We start from the raw sequence: 22490 nt of genomic DNA on the forward strand, positions 1-22490 counted from the left end.
ACATGATGTGGCTTTTTACTTAATTGGTTATTACGTAATTAATAGCATTTAATTATTCAGTAACAACTTCTGTGTTTGTAACTTGAAGATACTGCCCACGACTTGCTAAGAAAGTCGCGATTTGTAATTGCATTTCTGTTGTTGCTGCTGCACTTTCTTCAGCAGTAGCACCTGAATCTTCTGTCGCTGCAGGTGATAATACAGAGCTGTGATGGCCTTTCGTGAATTTAACCACATAGCTCATTGCATCAGCAGTCGGGCCTTGAGTTTCTGCAATAGTTGATAAGCCCATTAGGTTAGCAAGAGGTAAGCTACCAGCAATTGGGTTGCTCGCCACCATTGGTGGAATAACCATATCAGCATTGTTGTTAGCACCATCGCCAACCACTACACTCATGTACACTGGCGTGCCAAGCGCTGCAACAGAGGCTGCATAATTTGACGGGTCGCCACTATCAAGTGCTGTTTGTGCAGCAAAAGCAAATTGAGTAACCACACTTTGAATGTTTGCTAGCTTTTCTGTTTCGCCTGCCACTGTTAGTGAACCAACGTACTCTTTATAAGCACATGTGACAAATTTAGTTTGGTCTGGTAATAGCACGCCACAATTTGATAACGCTTCATTTTGAGCATAAGCACCAAACTCAGCAGATTCAGCTGTACCGGCTGCAAGTAATACAGAGCCTTGAACAAATGGGCCAAATGTATTTGACTCAATTAAGAAACTTGCGATACCACCGCCGCCACTGGCAAGTGCTACGCTTTTAACGTTGAACATTGGATCAACTTGGTCAGCTAGCGGTGCATTAGTAACAGCAACAAATGCTGGGGCAACTACCGAGCCTAATGAATGACCTAAGAATGATACATCTTGCGCATTTAAATCAGCAGCACCGGTAAAGTTAAGACCCAAACGTAAACCAAGTAAATCAGCAACTGATTGACGTAAGCTATCACGGGCTACTAATAATGACTGTAAGTTCATATAGCTTAATACAGAACCAGTAGAGGCATTAAAGTCGTCAGTACCGTCGCCATCTACATCTACACCACGCTCACCATGCATAGGATGATCGATTGCAGCTGTTGCAAAGCCTTGCAGTGTTAATTGTGCAGTAATGGCTAACATATCTTCTTTTTTAGAAGTAATGCCGTGCTGAAGGATAACAACTGGCCAGCCTGTCTCAGGCATGCTCAATGCGTCTAAGCCGAGCTGAGCTCGCACTGCATTAATTACAGGTAAAATTGGTTTAGTAATTTGTACTGGCACATTAGCAATACTTTGTGTTTTTGGAATTGTGTTGTACTTAGTTAAGTGTTTAGTTTGGTCTAAACCTAAATCACGTAACTTGCCTTCACTTAACGCCATACACAGGCCATCAGTTTCGCTAATAGGGTCTGTTGGGAATGAATCACCCGCTGCGGCTGCATATCCAAGTACCGCAACACCGCTATCACATAAACCTTGCCAGTAAGTCGCAGATAAATCATCAACCGTTGTGCCTGTTGGTGTAGCTAAATACATAGGTAACATTACGCTACCTTTTTGATACTGCACACCACCAAACACAGGTGACACACCAGTAATACCTTGTGATGCAAATACTTGCTCAACGGTAATAACGGGTTGATCAGGAATTTGCACCATAGGCGTCGGTAGTGCATCTTGGGTTAAACTTGCAGCAAGAAGCTGCTTAACTGTTCCAAGCACTTGACCTGCTGATTGCATTGTCATCGCTGCTGAGTAAATGATTTCATCTTTTGTGATTGCACCACCTGATGTCACTGCGTTTTCATAGCTATTGATAACCGCTTGAAGTGACTTTTGTGAGTCGGTAATAAGTGTTGCTTCCTCGCTCACGAGTGCATAAGTTGAAGAAGGCTCAATTGAGCGCCCTTCTGAGTCCATTAATGACGTTGTCAAAACATTAATGTAAGTGCTGCCAGCTTTAAATGGCTTAAGTGGGATCACAGCAACCGCATCACCAGAACCTTGTGTGATAAAGTCAACACCGAAAGTCAGTTCAGACACTAATTTACAAGCGATACCAGCTGGTACTTGTGAACAGGTTTCGTCTGTTTGGCTTGCACCCATAACAACTTCAAAAATACGCACAGCGCCTGGTGAAGCAGCAGATGTCATATCAAGAGAGATACCCGAAGGAAAAGTTAAGTCAATTTTAAACGGAGTTTGCGTAGACCAACCATCAAGCGCACCAAGTGCAAGTTGTGGATCAGCATAGGCCGCACGGTCAACACTAACATTGTCGTCGTCTAATTCACCCGGCATATTTAAAGTACCATCAAGCGTACCACTCATAAGTAAATCATTCGGCACTGAGATAACACTATTCGCTGGGTCAAATTTTACTGTCGCGGTTGGGAGAACAGGAGGATTATCATTTTTTACATCTTCTAATGTTTCTCCTCCACCACAGCCAGTAATGGCTGACGCAATGGCTAGTGAGAGTAGCAGTTTTTTCATAATTTCGCTCCGCGCAAATCTTATTGTTATTGTGTGTTCAAAGTTAAAAGTAGTGGTTCTACTACCTTCATTCTAAGTTAATTTAATGTAATTAGGTTATTAATGAGACATTAGACCAGTTAAACTTAACGTAAAGTTTCAATTTTCGCCACCTTAATTTGCAATAAATTCGATAACTTGGCTTTTTGCTATGGTAAAATAGTAAAAAACTTAATCGATGGTACGTTTATGCATACTTATAAAGCCGCAGAGAATGCGCTAAAAGACAAAGTAATTTTAATAACAGGTGCTGGTGACGGCATTGGTCGTGTTGCCGCACTAACTTATGCTAAGCATGGTGCCACTGTTATTTTACTTGGAAAAACAACCAATAAGCTTGAATGTGTTTACGATGAAATTGTAAACGCTGGCTATCCACAACCGGCTATTGTGCCAATGGATTTAAAAGGTGCCACAAAGCAAAACTACCGTGACTTAGCTGCAACCATCGAAATGCAGTTCGGTAAGTTAGACGGCTTACTTAATAATGCAGGTATTTTAGGTTCATTAGGTCCACTTGAGCACTTCTGTGTATCAACATTTGAAAACATCATGAAAGTGAATGTAACTGCACAAGCTATGATCACTAAATTTATGTTCCCTCTGCTTCGAAAATCTTACAGTGCATCTGTTATTTTTACTTCATCTGGGGTGGGTCGCCAAGGCCGCGAACACTGGGGTGCGTATGCTATCTCAAAGTTTGCTGTAGAGGGCATGATGCAAACGTGGGCTTGTGAAGTGGGTAAAACCAATATTCGCGTAAACTGTATCAATCCTGGCGCTACCCGCACATCAATGCGTGCATCTGCATACCCTGGTGAAGATAGGGATAATTTAGCAACACCCGAAGATTTAATGCCAACTTATTTATACTTGATGAGCGACGACTCTAAAGAAGTTAATGGTCAGTCTTTAGATGCTCAACAAAAATAAGCCAGAAACAAATATCTAGACATAAAAAAAGCAGCTTTCGCTGCTTTTTTAATTTTTCGATTAAATAAAGCGTTTGATAATAAAATCAACTTTTACACGTTTAGCCTAGCCCAATAGCTTTTTAACTGGCGCAGGATAGTCATTCATCGTTTCTAAGTCTTGTGGGCCTGTTAAACGTCGACAGTGCTTTAATATAGCTTGTTTTTCGTTTTCTATTTGTTCAAGGATATGCTGCTTAGGGTCGTCAATTAAAATACCATTTTCGATATCTAAGCCCCATGCGCGTGGATTTAAATTGTGCCCACTTAATAAGTGTAATCGCTTATCCGAACAAATCCCCTTCAAGTGGAACGAGTTACTCTCGTGCTTCCAAAGGTAAACATTCAAATTACCATTACTGATGTGGCGTTTTTGTGACTTTAAAAATTTATACAAAATGGTTTCGTATAAATAAGGTAATGCACCAATCTTACTAAACGGCTCACTTGGCTTCAGATAAAAGTCATTGGCAGTTTTATCCCCTACCACAATAGTTACCTGCTTACCTTGCTTTAATAAACGGCGTAATGAACGCATTAATGGTGCAGGAAAGTTAAAGTAAGGGGTATAAAGAACGAGCTCTTGCTCAGTGGTATCGAATAACGATTTAATTAAACGGTTCAGCTTATTACTTCTTCGCCCTAAACCTAAAAATAAACGCACACCCAACTCACCGGCACTGGCTTCTGCAGCGCTTTCGTAACTTGCAGATTTAAGTTCACGCATCAATTGCTTTTGCGCCACTTTAATATCATTAAATTGTATCAGTGGACGCATATCAATTCGCGGCACGGCAACTGAGCTTAACAGATGTGTTTCTATAAATTCGATGACCGAATTACATAATCCAGCTTGGTGAACTAAGAAGTAACGGTCTAAACGATAACGGTCATCTTGCTGAAGATATACATTATTTAAGCTTGCGCCGCTGTATAATAATGTGTCGTCAATCACAAAACCTTTTAAATGCAGTACCCCGAAAAGCTCTTTGGCTTTTACCGGAACACCATGTACTTTCACATTTGATTGATACTGCTCTTGAAAATCACAATACATGCTGGCATTGCCATCAGACTTAGCTGCACCAATTAAACCACGTTGAGCTCGGTGAAAATCAACGAGTACTTTTACTTCTAACTCAGGATTAGCAAGTGATGCCTGATGTAAGGCAGTCAATATTTCTCGTCCTGCTTCATCATCTTGCAAATACAAAGCAGTAATATAAATTCTTTTTTTCGCTGAACCAATTAAACGCAATAGTTCAGTGCGATACTCTTTTGCATTGGTTAAGACCTGTACGTCTTCTGTAGTCAGCCCAAAAGCGGGCTTTTCCTGCCAAAATACCATAATTGCCTGTTAGTTTAGTTAGCTCATACCATGAGCTAATATCAAAATTAGCTAAAACATACCAAAAAAAAATTGCTTGGTCATGAATTACCGTACTTTGATCACAGAACAATTTGTAATTAGCCTATTTTATGAACAAAAATAGGTGTTTAAATTGCATTAAGTAAGGATTATTTGACAGCTTCGCAATTTGACTAAAAAAATAATCGGGGCTTTTGTTTACTTCCGCCTTGTTTTTCTTAGAATCGGGCGCATAGACATCGTATTGAAACGTTTTTAGGAAAAACCATGAGTGACGCAAAACACTGTAAACTATTAATCTTAGGTTCTGGCCCTGCGGGCTACACGGCAGCGGTATACGCAGCCCGTGCTAACCTTAACCCTGTTCTTATCACTGGTATTCAGCAAGGTGGTCAATTAACGACAACTACTGAAGTTGAAAACTGGCCTGGAGATGCACACGGTTTAACAGGTCCTGCATTAATGGACCGTATGAAAGAGCATGCTGAACGTTTCGAAACTGAAATCGTTTTTGATCACATTAATAAAGTTGATGTTTCAAAACGCCCTTTCACTTTAACTGGTGACTCTGGCACATATACATGTGATGCATTAATTATTGCAACTGGCGCGTCAGCTAAATACTTAGGTTTAGAATCAGAAACTAACTTCCAAGGTCGTGGTGTTTCTGCTTGCGCAACCTGTGATGGTTTCTTCTACCGTGGTCAAAAAGTAGCGGTTGTAGGCGGTGGTAACACTGCTGTTGAAGAAGCACTTTACTTATCAAATATTGCTGATGAAGTTCACGTTATCCACCGTCGTGACAGCTTCCGCAGTGAGAAGATCTTAGCTGATCGTTTAAAAGAAAAAGCTGAAAACGGTAACGTTGTTTTACATTACAATCGCACTTTAGATGAAGTACTTGGTGATGAAATGGGCGTAACTGGCATCCGAATTAAAGCAACTGATTCTGAAGAAACAGAAAACTTAGATCTTGCGGGTGTATTCATTGCAATTGGCCATAAACCAAACACTGACATGTTTGAAGGTCAGCTAGAAATGAAAGACGGCTATTTAGTTGTTCAATCTGGTTTAAACGGTAACGCAACACAAACAAGTGTACCAGGTGTATTTGCTGCAGGTGACGTGTCTGATCACATTTATCGCCAAGCAATCACATCAGCAGGTACTGGCTGTATGGCTGCACTTGATGCTGAACGCTTTTTAGATAACCTATAAATTAGTTGATCTAAAGCACTAAATACTGGGGGCTGTTGTAAAACAGCCCCTTTTTTATAGCTAAAATTTTGTTAAAATCAGAACAAAGAACAACGACAAGCTGATATGATCAAGCAACTGTACCAACTCTCGCCCGAGACTGTTGATTTTCCAGACCCAGAACTCGCTCTTGATGAGCCCGATGGCCGCTAGCAATTGGCGGTGATTTATCAGTTGAACGCATTAAAAATGCCTATAACACAGGTGTTTTTCCTTGGTTTAGTGACTATGAGCCCATCATGTGGTGGTCACCTAGCATACGCGGCGTTATTGAGCTAAATGAATTTCATGTCAGTCGTAGCTTAAAAAAGCATTTAAAGCGTTTTCCTGTGCGTGTCACCATTAATCACGCATTTGCCCATGTTATCAATGCTTGCCGTGAGCAACGTATCGATGCTGAAGGTACCTGGATCACAGAGCAAATGATGCATGCCTATATTGAAGCGCACCATCAGGGGTTAGCACACAGTCTTGAGATTTGGCATGAAGATGAACTGGTAGCTGGCCTCTATGGCATTATGCAAAACGGTATTTTTTGTGGTGAATCAATGTTCCATCAAGTCAGTAATGGTTCGAAACTGGCGATGTGGGCATTAGTAAATTGGCTTAACAAACATCAAGCCCATTTTATTGATTGCCAACTAGAAAACCCTTATTTAATCACTTTAGGTGCAAAAGTTATCCCACGTAGAGAATTTTTAACTAGACTTAAATTAGCACACAGTTATGTGCCTAAAAAAGATATGTGGCAACCACAAGAGTTGATTAATATTTATGACTGAGCACTTACCCGCTAGGCTTGGTTTAAGCCAGCAATTTGATTGCAGTTATTTACCCGACCGTCAGGAACAACTACTTGTTATACTTGATCCGAGTTGTTATTGCCCTGATAAATTTGAACAATTATTAGCATTAGGCTTTAGACGCAGTGGCGACCAAATCTATCGTCCACATTGCCCTATTTGTAATGCCTGTAATTCAGTGCGCGTTTTAGCCCAACAATTTACTCCTTCAAAATCGCAAAAGCGCAAATTAAATAAAGCAAATAAGGTTTTCACGGTCAGTTATAGTGAGTACGAACGCGCAGAATACTACCCGTTATATTGCAAATACATCACGCAAAGACATCAAGATGGTTCAATGTTTCCGCCTGACCAAAGTCAGTACGAAAGCTTTTTGTTTTGCCAGTGGCTACCCGTTACATTTATAGAGTTAAGAGATGGCGATAAGTTAGTTGCCGTTGCGGTAACCGACTGTATGACCAATGCCCTATCAGCGATTTATACCTTTTTTGATCCCGACTATGAGCAATACAGTATCGGTAGCATCATGATCATGGAACAAATTAAATTTGCAAAACAACAAGCAAAACAATTTGTCTATTTAGGTTACCAAATCGACGAATGCACTAAAATGAAATATAAAACCCAATTTTTGCCTGCACAAAAGCACATTGGCGACGAGTGGTTGGCGATTTAATTTACAAAATTGAGCCCTGTAGCTTTACTTATTGCTGTATTTTCGGCAAAATCTGCAGCGTTTAACTATTAAAGAGGTGTTACGCTAAACATGGCGAAAGAAGACGTAATCGAAATGCAAGGTACGGTCCTTGATACTTTACCAAATACAATGTTCCGAGTTGAGCTAGAAAATGGTCACGTTGTTGTGGCTCATATCTCTGGTAAAATGCGTAAAAACTACATCCGCATCTTAACTGGCGACAAAGTAACCGTAGAAATGACTCCTTACGATTTATCGAAAGGTCGCATCGTATTCCGTGCTCGCTAAGTTAGTGCGTTAACGAGAGATTTAGCTTTTTGCTGCTTTGAATGAGCAGGTGTGTTTATTACAAAGAGCTAAAAGCGTTTGTTAAATGGTGTTAAAACTAATTTAGTTTTAATTCCATTTAATAAACAAAAAGCCCAGCAATTGCTGGGCTTTTTGTTTTCAGCTAAAAACAACTTAAGCTGTTTCTAGGCTAGTTTCAAAGTCAAAGTGGATTTTCTTATCTTTCACAGATACTTTAACCGAACCACCATCGGCTAGCTCACCAAACAAGATTGCATTTGCCAGCGGCTTTTTAAGCTCATCTTGGATAACACGTGCCATCGGACGTGCCCCCATTGCTTTATCGTAGCCTTTATCTGCCAACCACTCTCTTGCTTTGGATGTAAGCTCAAGATTAACCGACTTCTTATCAAGTTGCGCTTGTAACTCAACAATGAACTTATCAACCACTTGCAAGATAATCTCTTTCTCAAGGTGATTAAACCAAATGATGTTATCTAAACGGTTTCTAAACTCAGGTGAAAACACTTTGTTGATTTCACTCATCGCATCATGAGAATGGTCTTGTTCGGTAAAGCCAATTGACTTACGTACAGTCTCTTGAACACCCGCATTCGTCGTCATCACCAATACTACATTTCTGAAATCGGCTTTACGACCGTTATTATCAGTAAGTGTACCGTGATCCATTACTTGCAGTAGAATGTTGTAAATATCTGAATGTGCTTTTTCAATTTCGTCTAGTAGTACAACTGCATGCGGATTTTTAATTACCGCTTCAGTTAATAAACCACCTTGCTCAAAACCTACATAGCCAGGAGGTGCACCAATTAGACGACTGACCGCATGACGTTCAACATATTCAGACATATCAAAACGAATAAACTCAACACCCATACACTTAGCAAGCTGCTTAGTAACTTCTGTTTTACCAACTCCTGTTGTACTTTGCAAATAAGAACGAACCCACTGGTTTATCTTCGTTAGCAAGACCTGAGCGTGATAAGCGAATTGCTGAAGTCAACGCATCGATTGATTGGTCTTGACCAAACACTAGCATCTTCAGGTTACGATCAAGGTTTTTAAGTGTTTCTTTATCGCTTGACGAAACGCTTTGCTGAGGGATACGCGCCATCTTAGATACAATTAGCTCGATATCAGCCACGCCAATTGTTTTCTTACGTTTAGAAACTGGCTGTAAACGTTGGTTAGCACCAGCCTCATCAATAACATCAATAGCCTTGTCTGGTAAGTGACGTTCATTTATGTATTTAGCACTAAGTTCTGCAGCTGCTTTCAATGCTTTTTGTGTGTAACGAATACCATGGTGCTCTTCGTAACGCTCTTTTAAGCCGTTAAGAATCTTCGTGGTATCAGCCACACTTGGTTCAAGCACATCAATTTTTTGGAAACGACGTACTAGCGCACGGTCTTTTTCAAAGATATTCTTGAACTCATTATAAGTAGTCGAGCCCATGCAGCGCAGTTTACCACTTGAAAGTAGCGGTTTGATTAGGTTCGATGCATCCATTACCCCGCCCGATGCTGCACCGGCGCCAATGATGGTATGAATTTCATCAATAAATAAAATTGAACCTGGTTTAGCCTGTAACTCTTTAAGTAGCGATTTGAAACGTTTTTCGAAGTCGCCACGGTATTTAGTACCCGCTAATAACGCGCCCATGTCGAGTGAGTAGACCACTGCATCGGCAATCACTTCAGGTACTTCTTTGTTTACAATACGATAAGCTAGGCCTTCAGCTATGGCTGTTTTACCCACCCCTGCTTCACCAACCAATAGCGGGTTATTTTTCTTACGACGACATAACACTTGTACTGTGCGTTCAACTTCGTTGTCGCGGCCCACTAATGGGTCAATATTGCCATCAATGGCGTTTGTTGATTCAGGTTGGTCGTGAAGTTTTCAAGCTTAGTTGGCTCTTCACCTTGCACTTCTTGCACTTCTTCATGAATGTCATCGTGATCTTCACCGCCAATGTCGTCATCTGTTTTAGAAATACCATGCGAAATAAAGTTAACAATATCCAAACGATTAACATCTGATTTTTTAAGTAAATAAACTGCTTGGCTCTCTTGTTCAGAAAAAATTGCCACTAGCACATTCACGCCAGTAACTTCGTTTTTGCCTGATGACTGCACGTGAAATACAGCGCGCTGTAATACACGCTGAAAACCTAACGTCGGTTGTGTTTCTCTGTCTTCCTCAAGATCAGGAATAACCGGTGTTGTTTCGTCAATAAAATCTGATAATTCGACTTTTAATGCGCCCATATCTACGCCGCAGGCGTTAAGCGCTTCCCCAGCAGAAGGGTTATCGAGCAGTGCAAGTAAAAGATGCTCGACGGTCATAAATTCATGACGACGTGTTCTCGCTTCGCGAAACGCCGCATTTAAGGTTAGTTCTAAGTCTTTGTTTAGCATTGGCAACCCCTTACTGAGATAATATTTATATACCGTTGTGACGGGCTAATTAGTTCACCCTACCTTGGTATTTATTCCTGCTCACAACTACATAGCAGTGGATGCTCGTTGTCTCGTGCGTAACGATTAACTTGTTCAGCTTTGGTATGAGCTACATCAGCGCTGTAAACACCGCATATCGCTTTACCATTATGATGAACTTGAAGCATCACATCTGTTGCTCTATCGCTATCCATATTAAAAAACGTCATTAGTACTTCTATCACAAAGTCCATAGGCGTGTAATCATCATTATTTAAAATGACCTTATATTTTCGCGGTGGTTGCAATTTTTGCTTTTCACTATCGCGAACCGTTTCAATAACACCAGAATCTTTCATGCCACTCATAATTAAATATAGTCTTGTCTTTAGAACTCAAGCAAACTTGAATAAAAAAATAAATAAATTGTTAAAAAATAGTCTAAAACACTTGACTGACTGGCTAAATAAACTACAGTCAAATATAGATTGATTAATCATTAGTCAGTCTAGCAAATTACACGGTTTAGAATAACTAAATTAGTCAACTTATAGAAGGATGTAGAAGTATGGCTTGTGGAAAAGTCAAATGGTTCAACAATGCCAAAGGTTTTGGCTTCATCGTAGAAGACGGCAGCGAGACTGATATCTTCGCTCATTACTCAACGATTGTAATGGACGGTTATAAAACACTTAAAGCTGGTCAAGATGTAACATTCGAATTGCAACAAGGTCCAAAAGGGTTACACGCAACGAATATTGCGCCTAACGATGAAATCTCTTAGGTAAAACCTATTCGAGTATCAAGCGAGCGACCTTGTTAAGTTCCTCGCTTACTCTTCCACTAAAATTTATCCTTACACTTACCTTGAAATTCCATTTGTTTACCCCAATTGATTAATTGTTATTAGCCCTTTAGAGCCAAGCTTGTTACACTCTTGTTGCTTAAATTTAGCTTTTTCGTCATTTTGACGTAAGGCTTTTGGCTAATTTCATGATTTGCTTATTTGAGCTATAAGAATTTTACAGTCTGTCAGCTGTGGTTATTTTAATACTTTGTATTGAGTGGCAACAGCTAACAGACTGCTTGCTGTTGTTTTATCAAGGTACCTAAAGCTTGGTAATTCAAAGCTATCTTTTGCATTGTTGAATATGGCTAATTAAGGGTTACTGTTAGCAGTCATTACCAAACATTACGCCAACTATCTAGGAATGATGATGACATCAAAAATTATCTATACTAAAACAGATGAAGCGCCAGCTCTTGCGACGTATTCATTGTTACCAATCATCCAAGCGTATACAAACGCTGCTGGTGTTGAAGTTGAAACTCGCGATATTTCATTAGCGGGTCGTGTAATTGCAAACTTCCCTGAGTACTTAACTGAAGATCAACGTATTGATGATGCACTTGCAGAATTAGGTGAAATGGCTAAAACACCTGAAGCTAACATTATCAAACTACCTAATATCAGTGCTTCTATCCCTCAGCTACGTGCAGTAATCAAAGAGTTACAAGAAAAAGGTTACGCACTACCTGACTACCCTTCAGAGCCAAAAACTGATGAAGAAAAGAAAGTTAAAGCAACTTACGACAAAATCAAAGGTTCTGCTGTAAACCCTGTACTTCGTGAAGGTAACTCAGACCGTCGTGCTCCAGGTTCAGTAAAAGAATATGCGCGTAACAATCCACACTCAATGGGCGCATGGAGCAAAGATTCAAAGTCTTACGTTGCTAGCATGGAAGACGGTGACTTCTTCGGTTCAGAGCAATCAGTCACTGTTGCACAAGCAACTGACGTACGTATCGAGCATGTTGCTGAAAATGGTGACATCACAGTTCTTAAAGCAAGCACACCATTACTAGCAGGTGAAGTAATTGACGCTTCGCGTATGAGTGCTGCTAAGCTTCAAGCTTTCCTTGCAAAAGAAATTCAAGCAGCAAAAGACAAAGGTGTGTTGTTCTCATTACATATGAAAGCAACGATGATGAAAGTGTCTGACCCAATCATCTTCGGTCACGCTGTAAAAGTTTTCTTCAAAGACGTTTTCACAAAACACGCTGATTCTTTTCAAAGAGCTAGATGTTGACGTAAACAACGGCTTTGGTGATGTATTCTCAAAAATCGAAAGCCTAGATGCAGCTAAAAAAGCTGAAATCGAAGCGGATATCCAAGCGGTATACGACAACAACCCTGCTATTGCAATGGTTGATTCTGACCGTGGTATCACGAACCTTCACGTACCAAGTGATGTGATCATCGATGCATCAATGCCTGCTGCAATCCGTTCTAGCGACCAAATGTGGAATAGCGAAGGTAAATTACAAGACACTAGCTTTGTCATTCCAGATCGTTGTTACTCAGGTGTTTACCAAGCAACTATCGATTTCTGTAAAGAAAACGGTGCATTCGATCCAACTACTATGGGTAGCGTACCTAACGTTGGTCTTATGGCTCAAAAAGCTGAAGAGTACGGTTCACATGACAAAACGTTCGAAGTAGCAGCAGCTGGTACAATCCGTGTTGTAGACACAGCTGGTACAACTTTACTTGAGCATGCTGTTGAGCAAGGCGATATCTGGCGTATGTGTCAGGTTAAAGATGCACCAATTCAAGATTGGGTTAAACTTGCTGTTAACCGTGCTCGCGCAACGAGCACGCCAGCAGTTTTCTGGTTAGACGAAAACCGTGCTCACGATGCTGAGTTAATCAAAAAAGTAAACGCGTATCTGCCAAACCACGATACTGATGGTCTTGAAATCCACATTTTAGCACCTGTTGAAGCAACTAAATTCTCTTTAGAGCGCATCAAAGAAGGTAAAGACACTATTTCAGTAACTGGTAACGTACTACGTGACTACCTAACTGATTTATTCCCAATCCTTGAGCTTGGTACAAGTGCTAAAATGCTTTCAATCGTACCACTTATGAATGGTGGTGGTTTATTCGAAACAGGTGCCGGTGGTTCTGCGCCTAAGCACGTTCAACAATTCGAAAAAGAAAACCACTTACGTTGGGATTCATTAGGTGAATTCTTAGCACTAGCAGCTTCTTTAGAGCACTTAGCAGTTAATGCTGGTAATAAGAAAGCGCAAGTACTTGCTGATACGCTTGATAAAGCGACAGGTACTTTCCTAGCGGAAAACAAATCACCTTCACGTAAAGTGAAAGAGATTGATAACCGTGGTTCGCACTTCTTCCTTTCGTTATTCTGGGCACAAGAACTTGCTGCACAAAATGATGACGCGGAATTAAAAGCACAGTTCACGCAAATTGCTGCTGATTCTTGAGTCTCAAAAAGACCAAATCGTTGCTGAATTAAACGATGCACAAGGTCCTGCTATGAGTGTTGGTGGTTACTTCCAACCAAATGATGAGTTAGCATTCAAAGCGATGCGCCCAAGCTCTACATTTAATGATATATTAGCAAAGTTAGTTTAATCTCAAACTAAGCTTACGAAAAAGGGTTATCAATTTGATAACCCTTTTTTTATTGGACTCTGATCGGGAGCCATTTCGTGAGGTTAATTAGAAAAAACATTACATAAATAAGTGCTCTTTTGCTGAAATAATAGCTTGTTCTATGGCTGTATTTTTAACAGGTTTAGAAACAAACAAGTCCATACCAGCTCGCTTACATGCAGCCTTATCATCGGCTGAAGTATTAGCTGTCAAAGCAACTATGTAAGTTTTATGTACCGGGCAAATTAGCTCTTCTCTTAAAATACTAGTTGCTTCAATACCATCCATTTCAGGCATTACACAATCCATAAATATTAGATTGTAGTTATTTTGTTTGCACTTATTTATCGCATCAATACCATCACATGCATAATCGGCAGTTAAACCTAACTTTTCTAAATGGGCTTTTAGAACAAAACGATTAATTTGATTATCATCAACAACAAGTATCGACAATGGCAAGGTTGAAAAGTCAATATTTGCGGCAGTAATAAGGTCAGACGTCTGAGCTACTCCCCTTTTCAAAGTTAATTGAATATCAAAACAACTTCCTTTGCCGTATTCGCTAGTAACTTTAATAGAGCCGCCCATGTAGTCAATAAGTTCCTTAACTATTGCAAGACCAAGTCCTGTACCACCTTTTTTACGCTCTTTGTTTACTTCTTGTGTAAAGGGAGAGAATAGTGACTTCATAAAAGATTCTGACATGCCGACACCACTATCACTTACCCGCAGATTTAGAAGCACATCATCACCTTGTTGCTGCGCGACAGCGCGCAATTTAATATCACCTTGCTCAGTAAATTTTAATGCGTTGCTTAACAAGTTAGACACTATTTGGGTGATCCGCGTGTTATCACAGTAAGTCCAGCACTTATCACTGATATCAATATCAACTTCAAAATTTAAGTTCTTTTCTTGGTATAGCGGTAAATATAACGAAGCAAGGTCAACAAAAATTGTCTTTAACAAGAAATGACATGGCTCTAGTTTCAGCTCTCCATGGTTAATTTTCGAAAAATCGAGAACTTCATTAATAATATTAAGCAATATATCGGCGCTACGAAGCGCAACTTTCAACTTCTCTTCACGCTTTTGCTCAGATTTCTCATAAAGCAAAGTCGTCAACATGCCAGTTATACCATTCAACGGAGTACGTAATTCATGACTTATTTTTGCAAGTAAAATACTACGATCTTCTAAGGTGCGTTCTGCGTCAGCCTTTTGCTTTTTAAGTTCTTCTCGCAATAATACCGATTTAGTAATATCTTGAAATGTACCTATTAATCTTACGCACTTTCCGTTTTTGAATTCAGGTTCACCAAAAGTGGATACCCATATAGGTTTACCTTTCGCTGTGATCAATTCAATTTCGATATTCCACTGTTTTCCATCTTCAATAGCTTCTTTCACAGCAAGCTCAATGGCATCCCTACTTGGCCCTTTTTTGTAATATTCTATGGCATTATCAAGTAAGGGAGTAAAATCTTCTGGTACCTCATGGATTGCTTTTGTTTGTTTACTCCAATAAAGGCGATTTGATGCAAGATTTAACTCCCATGAACCAATCTTCGCAACTTTCTCAACTTGAGCAAGCATAGAGTTTCTTTTTTATTAATTTTTTTGATGCTGAATTTCGTGCAAACTCATTTCCAAGCCATTGCGCAAAAAGCTCAACATAATCATGGGCATCATCATTAAAAGGCAGTGAAGGTTGCGGTGCAGAAAAGTTAAGAGTACCAAAGACTTTATTACCTACAAAAATAGGTGCGCCAATATAAGATTCAAGTTTGAAATTCAGATAACAAGGATGCTCTGCAATAGTACTTTTAGAGGCTTGATGAAAAGATATCGCTTTATTCGCTGTGAGCGTATGGGTGCAATACGTACCCGATAGTTCAAACTGAGTACCAACAGCAATTGCATCATCTGGAGCAATTACGTGTATGACCGTGTAAACATTATTTTCTACACGACTGATTATCGCAAAATCAAGATTAAATACATCTAGACCAAATTTTAGTAACTCAGTTATTTTCTCTGAGAAGTCAGTATTTTGATCAGAAACGATGTTGTGAAATTGGCGCAGAAAGTTCAACCTAGCTCCCTAGTTACACGAATTTTATTTTGCTTTAATAAGCATACCAAGAATTTCAAATAACAACAGTAGTAATCATAATTTATGACTGCATTTAAATTATTTATAATGACTTGCTCCTATTAAAAAAGCCCCTTTAAAAGGGGCTTTTTTCGCTATTTTAATCTCTGTATAGTCGCCTTCTATAAACAAAAGGTAACAAAGCAATGAGAAATACAAAAACGCCACCGCTACTAGATTCAGCTTTATCACTATTGCTAGTAGTAGGTACATTTTTAACTGTAACATCTATCGATTGTTCTGTAGTTCCTTCCCCATCCGAAACTGCTACTTTGAATTTGAGCAATGAATCCTCTGAAACAGCTGGAGATTTGAATTTTAACGTTGCCGAATTCGATTGAAGAATATCAGCTTGAAGACCTTGCGTTTGTGTCCAATTGTAAGTTAACGACTGTGATTCCTTATCTGTCGCAGAAACGGTAATTACACCGTCTGCATTCTCATTAACTGTATAACTACTAGCAAGTTCAATAGTTGGCAATTGGTTTACATGCACGAATAGAACAGATTGTTCATGAACAAATTCCTCATAACCATCGTTAATAGTTAAAGAAATTGTCCCTTGCTTTGACTCTATTAGCTCTGACACTTTTAAGATTGCTATACTTTCATTTTGGTTTTCGATAGTAACTTCTGGTATTGAAATAGACCAGTGATACGTTAGCTCATCTGCGTCGCTATCTGACGTGCCTGACGCATCTAAAACGAAAGTATGCAGCTCTTCTATCGTTTCAGGAATAATAAGAGACAATGTCGGTGCGTTATTAAGACTTTCTTGGGCAAGTTTTGCGACAACTTCAACAAAACCATTTTTCTCGCCGTCTAAGTCAAATTCACTACCATCTTCAATCCTAATCACTGAACAATTACTGCACTCAGCACTAAACTCGCTGCTTGCAATTATCTCTACCGATTTCCAACCACTCAACGTTAGTACGCGTGCTTGTAGCTCATCGCTCAATAAAGCGTTTTCAAGCATTGGTAAAGCAAGGTCTACTGATTCTGTGCGCTGAGCGAGCTCAACATTGATGTTTATCATGTCACTCTTCAATTGGAAATGAGGATTTTCAACCCTCATCTGCGTGAAGGCATCAAGCAACATCTCTTCAGAGACATTCATATTTTCTATGAAGTGCTCACTGTGAGTGCGAATAACGTCACCTGCTCTGATGATATGGAAAACATTGTTCGTATATACATAAGAGTCAGATGCGAGTACCCCTTTCGAGGTGTTTGCTGAATTATCTAAGAAATCAACAATCCCATCACCATCACTGTCACCTATCCACTCTACAATATCAGGGATATTATCACCATCGGTGTCCGCACTTTCATCATCAAAGGTAACATGATTAATCAATGGAACAGTCTCAGTTTTCGTCAGAACCGACTCACCATTTTGTAAAATGTCATACTGTAAGGTAATGTTTCCTTGCCAAGCATCTTCAATACCATAATAGCCACTCCAAATTGATGTTTCATTCATATACACGTCAACTTCATTGATGACTTGTTCACCAGATAATAATGTTACTTTTAGCTCTAAACTTTCATAATTTGAAAAGCCATATACTTGTATATAAAGTTCGGCGCTATTCCCTTTGACCAAACTTGCCATTTTCTTACCATTTTGTTTATAAGTGGCACTGATAGTACGTGGAGCATCTTCATCTAAATGAATTATTTCAGATTTACTAAACTCCCCTGTATAACCGCCGTCGTATACTTCAAGCTCAATTGAATCAACTGACGAGTCAAGCGTATTTCCTAATACTACATTCTTGATCCCTTCGATACTGTAGTCACTAAAATAGTGACTATAATTGCCAGCAGTTAAATTCAAGCCCAAGTAGCCATTTAACGGTTTACCTCTTACATTAAGCGCAACGACGGGCAGAGCATTTCGATAAGCATAGGTATAAGGCTGAATATCAATACGAGGATTTATATGTAGGTTTATTGTGCCTGAGGCTGTATTACCTGCATTATCGCTTGCCGTAATATCTAAAGAGTAACGCCCTGATTCAAATTCTATATCTAGCCCTGATCCGACAGTTATTTCTTTAATGCCTGATACCCTATCAAAAACAATAAACTGCTCTAGCAAGGTTTCAAACAATTGTTCTTCAGTAAATTCGCCGTTCATAGCGACGACATCGTTTCGGATGGTTGGAGCCGTCGTATCAGTAACAAAGAATGTTTGCACAGCTCTTGCGCTATTCCCTGCAATATCTTCAGCGACCCAAGTTACTTGATTCTCGCCATATACTAGCGTTCTAGATAAAGGGTATACCTCAACTGCTGCTCTATTGTTATCAGTAACCTCAGGATAAAGACTTCTAGGAATAGATGTGTTTTCATAGACACCTTCAATTGTCACAGCTGTCAAATCAGAGAAAACAGGTGGTAAATTTTCTCCTAAATTTGGATCATCTGGATGACTATCCTCACTATCAACCACACCATCTGAATCAGTATCTTCAGCTGTTGGGTTTGACCCTATTTCAAATTCAGTTAAGTTAGTCAAACCATCTCTGTCTAAATCTTGACTTGCATCGTATGAGTCAAGGACATTTAAGCCAAATTGATACTCCCAGAAATCTGGAATGCCGTCATTATCGCTATCTAAACGAGTGTCAACCTCTGAAACCCACATAACTCTATCAATAAAGAATGGGTCATAGCGGTAAAAATCAGCATCAACTAGATTAAATTTAATGACGTTGAAGCCATCAGTGACAGGTATTAGTAAACGAGACTCATTGTATTGAACGTGAATGTTTTCGTTGTTTAGTTGAACATTAAAGCGGTCATATTTGTTAACTCTATAGTCAATTGTGATAAAACCCTGCTCAAACAAGCCAGCAATAGCAAAACCTGCATTTACTTCTGTATAATTTTCGCCATCAAACTTAGGATTGAAAGAAAGGCTATTCACTCCGTTAGAAGACCAAGTATCACTTGAAATCCAGTCAACATTATTTGCTGCTAACACCGTAAAGCGGTTAGGTAATCCTGCACTTTCAAAGCTTTCGAAAAGGTTATTAATTGCTGAAGGCGTTGAAGCGTATTCTGAAGGCGAGCTTTGTGCATAATACTCTTTTACGTCTGTATAACCATCTTCATCTAAATCAGCACCAGTAACATTTGCATTAATCGGTGAGGTCATAAGTACATTTACTTCGTAACCGTCAGGAAGTTCATCTCCATCACTATCCGAATGCCTAGGATCTGTTCCAATACCATACTCTTGCAGAGCTGTTAATGCGTCATTATCGTAGTCAGAAGATGCATCATTAGCATCAGTTAAATTAAGCCCATTTTCAACTTCCCAAAAATCTGGCAACCCATCACTATCTGTATCAGCATCGCTCGTTTTAGTAATAAACTTAAAATTATCTAGCCAAACAGCATCCTCTCCAGTAGATATTGATCCATCTTTTGAATATGAAAACTCAATAACGTTAACACCTTCGAGGATTTTAACAATTACCGACCCTTCTTTAGTTCCAGCTATCCACTCAATATCACTGTTTGAACCATTTATTTTCATTATAAAAGAGTCGCAACATTCTTCAGACTCTATTTTATAGTCAAATACAAGGTATGCTTCAGCGAAGACGCCTGTAGCACTGAATGAGCTCATTTGACCATCTGAGATTTTACCGGAGCGGATGCTTTGCGAACCATCGGTAGCAAAACTATTATCAATGTACCAATCTGCATTGTTCTCTGATGAATGGTTAAACCATAGAGGTAGTCTAGAATCTTCAAATGAACTAGTTAGATTCAATTGCTCTGGAAATGACTCTGCATCCTGCGGATCAGTTTGTAACTGAAACTCGGTAAAGTTGCTAAATCCATCATTATCACTATCAAGCATGGCATCAGTAGAGTCTGTTAAATTTAGACCATGTTCATATTCCCAGCCGTCTGGAATTTGGTCTCCATCTGTATCAAGGTTATTGGGGTCTCCCTGATGTAAAAACTCATTTAGATTACTCAAACCGTCATTATCATTATCTAGTAATGCATCATCTGGATTTGAAGGATCTAAGCCGTGCACAACTTCCCAAGAGTCAGGTATTGAGTCACCATCATTATCGGCAAACTCATTACTGATATAAATGTTATCAATGAAGACAGTATCTAAACCTGATGATACAGAACCATCTTTAATATATGCGAATTTAAGTGTATTTAAGCCTACAGGAATGACCTGCTCGAAAGAGCGCCAATCGGTAATACCAGAATCAATAACAATTAATTGCTCGTTTAGGTATACATACAAATGGTCAAAACCTGCTTCTGTAGAAAGTTTATAAATGAAACTTAAATACTTAGTCTGGTCTGTTACAAAGCTGTATTCAAAACTAGTTGCTTGACTATCGTCAATATCATTATTAGCCAAAGAGAAGCTATAGCTTTCATCTATTTGTGACGTTACCCATGGCGTAGAAGGATCTGTAAAATTAAAACTTTCAGGAACAAGATTATCGTTAAAGTTAAAAGAGATTGTTGCAGGAATTGAAGGCGTAGAATCAGCATCAGTTGGGTCTGAACCTAATAAAAATTCAATTAGGTTAGTGAAGCTATCTTGATCTAAGTCACTTTGTGCATCTGCACTGTCTAGTGGATCTAACGTAAAATTGACTTCCCAACCATCTGTCATTTTGTCGTTATCAGAATCTGGATTAGTTAAGCTCGTTTGATATTCATGATGTTCTTGATAGTCCGTTAGACCATCGTCATCTGTATCAGAATTATTAGGCAGCGAATTTAATCTGTATTCTTCTAGGTTGCTCAATCCATCTTCATCAAGATCACCTGCTGCATCTGTAGGGTCTGATGAGTCGAGTGAATATAACAGCTCCCAGTTGTCATCCATTTCATCGTTATCATTATCAATAAATTGGATGTTATTACATACAACGCCTACCGTATTGAATGCATCAACAACATCATTTGCTGCATAACCTAAATCTATGGCGCTGTTTATTGCACCACATGCTCCATCAATAAAGTCAGTTGAATTAACCCAATAATTTTGGTTTGCGTAAAGCATAATTTGAAAAGCTTTTCGCGGATCCCACTCAGGCTTATTTGCAAGTAAATAAAATGCTCTGTTAAATACACCACTACTGTAATGGACATCAATGCCAGAATAAAACTCTGATGCATGGTCTATTGAAATACCATCATTTGACGGTGTTTCAAAATAACGCAATGCAGTTCTATTTTTTGTGATGTCGGCACCCGACAACCAATCTGTAGTGCCTCTGACAAAGTATTCAGCAGTTTCACCAGCCATGTCTGAAAAAGATTCATTTATCCCGCCTGATTGGTCAAAATAAAATAAATTAGAATTTTGTTCTGTTACACCATGACTTACCTCGTGAGATACAATATCCAAAGATACTAGTGGGTAAAAGCTATCAGCACCATCACCAAAACTCATCGCAGAGCCATTCCAGGTGGCGTTTTCCCATCCATCTCCTTGGTGAACACGCAGTAATAATTTAAAGGTCAGGGGCGCCGTGTTGTACCATTGCTCATACATATCAAACACTGAGGTACCAAATGCATGCGCATCGTTTAAAGGCGAATAGGCACCATTGACCTCTTTGTGAGTATTTCGATCACACGGGAATGAAAACGCAGATGATGGCTCACTGCCTGACTCCATCGAAACAGTTTTCACTTTATCATTCTCTAAAAAGCATGTTTCTCCTACTTGAGAAACTGCAAAGGCAGGATAATCTTCGCCATATTCATAACGGCACGTTTTTCTCATTCCCCCCAGGACCCATCGCCTGTGTGTGCTTAATATTATTCCACGCTTTATACACTTCATAAGTATTTTCACTGATGATAGCTGAAGGCTTTGACTCATGTTCGGCATTTAAAATTTCAAGTTCAATTAAATATGCGTAATGAGCTTTATCATCCTTAACATAAATATAACGTTCTGATTTTATAAGCTTATATGGCAAGTCTAATGACAATTTAGCAGCTTCAAGTACTGCGTTAACTGCAGTATCTAAATCAAATTGATTGTTCGCTCTTAATTGTAATTGCGCATCATTGATGCCGGTCGCAAAAAAGCCACTCATGTGCTGTGACTTCTCTTGAACACGAATTTGCTGACCCCAAATAGGAATACCAGAGTAATACTGCTGCAGAATTTTATTTGATGAGCTTTTTCTTAACACACTATTAGAGTGTTGGTGAGTAGAAGTAATTTCTTCAAAATAAGAGCCTTTTATTTGGCTTTTTTGAAGAGTCTGATTCATTAACAACAGGTTTTGAAGTTGAGGCTTGTTAGATGGACTTACCCTTTCGACTGTTGCAGCTTGAAGAGAGTATGCACTGAACATACTAAAAACTGCAGCACCTGCAATTAATCCCTTATGCATAATAGTTCCTTAAATACATTTTTTACTTATTATCGGGACCAAAATACCAAAAATAAACACAATCTGCACCAATTTGTTAAT

General features: G+C 39.3%; 10 protein-coding genes and 4 pseudogenes. 7 read left to right on the forward strand and 7 right to left on the reverse strand.

What is annotated here, in order from left to right:
• Positions 1-52: 52 nt before the first annotated feature.
• On the reverse strand, positions 53-2485 hold the full coding sequence (locus ACRWSG_RS01480) for a VolA/Pla-1 family phospholipase (protein WP_462165426.1): 2433 nt from the start codon (positions 2483-2485) through the stop codon (positions 53-55).
• 228 nt (positions 2486-2713) lie between these two features.
• Between ACRWSG_RS01480 and ACRWSG_RS01485 the strand changes: the two genes are divergently transcribed.
• Positions 2714-3457: a YciK family oxidoreductase gene (locus ACRWSG_RS01485; RefSeq protein ID WP_462165427.1), complete on the forward strand. Its 744-nt coding sequence runs from the start codon at positions 2714-2716 to the stop codon at positions 3455-3457.
• A gap of 105 nt (positions 3458-3562) precedes the next feature.
• On the opposite strand, the gene pssA is transcribed toward ACRWSG_RS01485, so the two are convergent.
• Positions 3563-4843, reverse strand: a complete 1281-nt coding sequence (pssA, locus tag ACRWSG_RS01490) for a CDP-diacylglycerol--serine O-phosphatidyltransferase (protein ID WP_462165428.1) — start codon at positions 4841-4843, stop codon at positions 3563-3565.
• Positions 4844-5131: 288 nt separating this feature from the next.
• Between pssA and trxB the strand changes: the two genes are divergently transcribed.
• The 4 genes and pseudogenes from trxB to infA all read left to right on the forward strand — a co-directional run bounded on the left by trxB (position 5132) and on the right by infA (position 7909).
• The gene (gene trxB, locus ACRWSG_RS01495) at positions 5132-6082 is read left to right on the forward strand and encodes a thioredoxin-disulfide reductase (RefSeq protein ID WP_054551466.1); all 951 of its coding nucleotides are present in this window, start codon (positions 5132-5134) and stop codon (positions 6080-6082) included.
• Positions 6083-6187: 105 nt separating this feature from the next.
• Positions 6188-6903, forward strand: a pseudogene (gene aat, locus ACRWSG_RS01500) (leucyl/phenylalanyl-tRNA--protein transferase).
• Complete coding sequence (locus tag ACRWSG_RS01505) at positions 6896-7600, forward strand: arginyltransferase (RefSeq protein WP_054551468.1); 705 nt, start codon at positions 6896-6898, stop codon at positions 7598-7600. Before aat ends, ACRWSG_RS01505 begins: the two are co-directional and overlap by 8 nt.
• A 90-nt stretch (positions 7601-7690) precedes the next feature.
• Positions 7691-7909 (forward strand): translation initiation factor IF-1, encoded by a 219-nt coding sequence (gene infA, locus ACRWSG_RS01510; RefSeq protein WP_002962494.1) that lies wholly within the window; start codon positions 7691-7693, stop codon positions 7907-7909.
• Positions 7910-8083: 174 nt separating this feature from the next.
• Here the strand turns inward: infA and clpA are convergent.
• Both clpA and clpS read right to left on the reverse strand, forming a co-directional pair.
• Positions 8084-10351: pseudogene (gene clpA, locus ACRWSG_RS01515) on the reverse strand (ATP-dependent Clp protease ATP-binding subunit ClpA).
• A 71-nt stretch (positions 10352-10422) separates the two neighbouring features.
• Positions 10423-10731, reverse strand: a complete 309-nt coding sequence (clpS, locus tag ACRWSG_RS01520) for an ATP-dependent Clp protease adapter ClpS (protein ID WP_161804337.1) — start codon at positions 10729-10731, stop codon at positions 10423-10425.
• A gap of 209 nt (positions 10732-10940) precedes the next feature.
• On the opposite strand from clpS, the gene cspD reads away from it, so the two are divergent.
• Together cspD and ACRWSG_RS01530 are read left to right on the forward strand one after the other, a co-directional pair.
• Positions 10941-11156, forward strand: coding sequence for a cold shock domain-containing protein CspD (cspD, locus tag ACRWSG_RS01525; RefSeq protein ID WP_036968098.1), 216 nt, complete (start codon positions 10941-10943; stop codon positions 11154-11156).
• Between the two features lie 433 nt (positions 11157-11589).
• A pseudogene (locus ACRWSG_RS01530) lies at positions 11590-13814 on the forward strand (NADP-dependent isocitrate dehydrogenase).
• A 99-nt stretch (positions 13815-13913) separates the two neighbouring features.
• Here ACRWSG_RS01530 and ACRWSG_RS01535 read toward each other — a convergent pair.
• The 3 genes and pseudogenes from ACRWSG_RS01535 to ACRWSG_RS01545 form a co-directional block, all read right to left on the reverse strand.
• Positions 13914-15933: pseudogene (locus ACRWSG_RS01535) on the reverse strand (ATP-binding protein).
• Positions 15934-16093: 160 nt separating this feature from the next.
• Positions 16094-21787, reverse strand: a complete 5694-nt coding sequence (locus ACRWSG_RS01540) for a M4 family metallopeptidase (protein WP_462165429.1) — start codon at positions 21785-21787, stop codon at positions 16094-16096.
• Positions 21765-22409, reverse strand: a complete 645-nt coding sequence (locus tag ACRWSG_RS01545; RefSeq protein WP_462165431.1) for a hypothetical protein — start codon at positions 22407-22409, stop codon at positions 21765-21767. Before ACRWSG_RS01545 ends, ACRWSG_RS01540 begins: the two co-directional genes overlap by 23 nt.
• Between the last annotated feature and the right edge of the window lie 81 nt (positions 22410-22490).

Source organism: Pseudoalteromonas sp. GB43, from assembly GCF_054923805.1.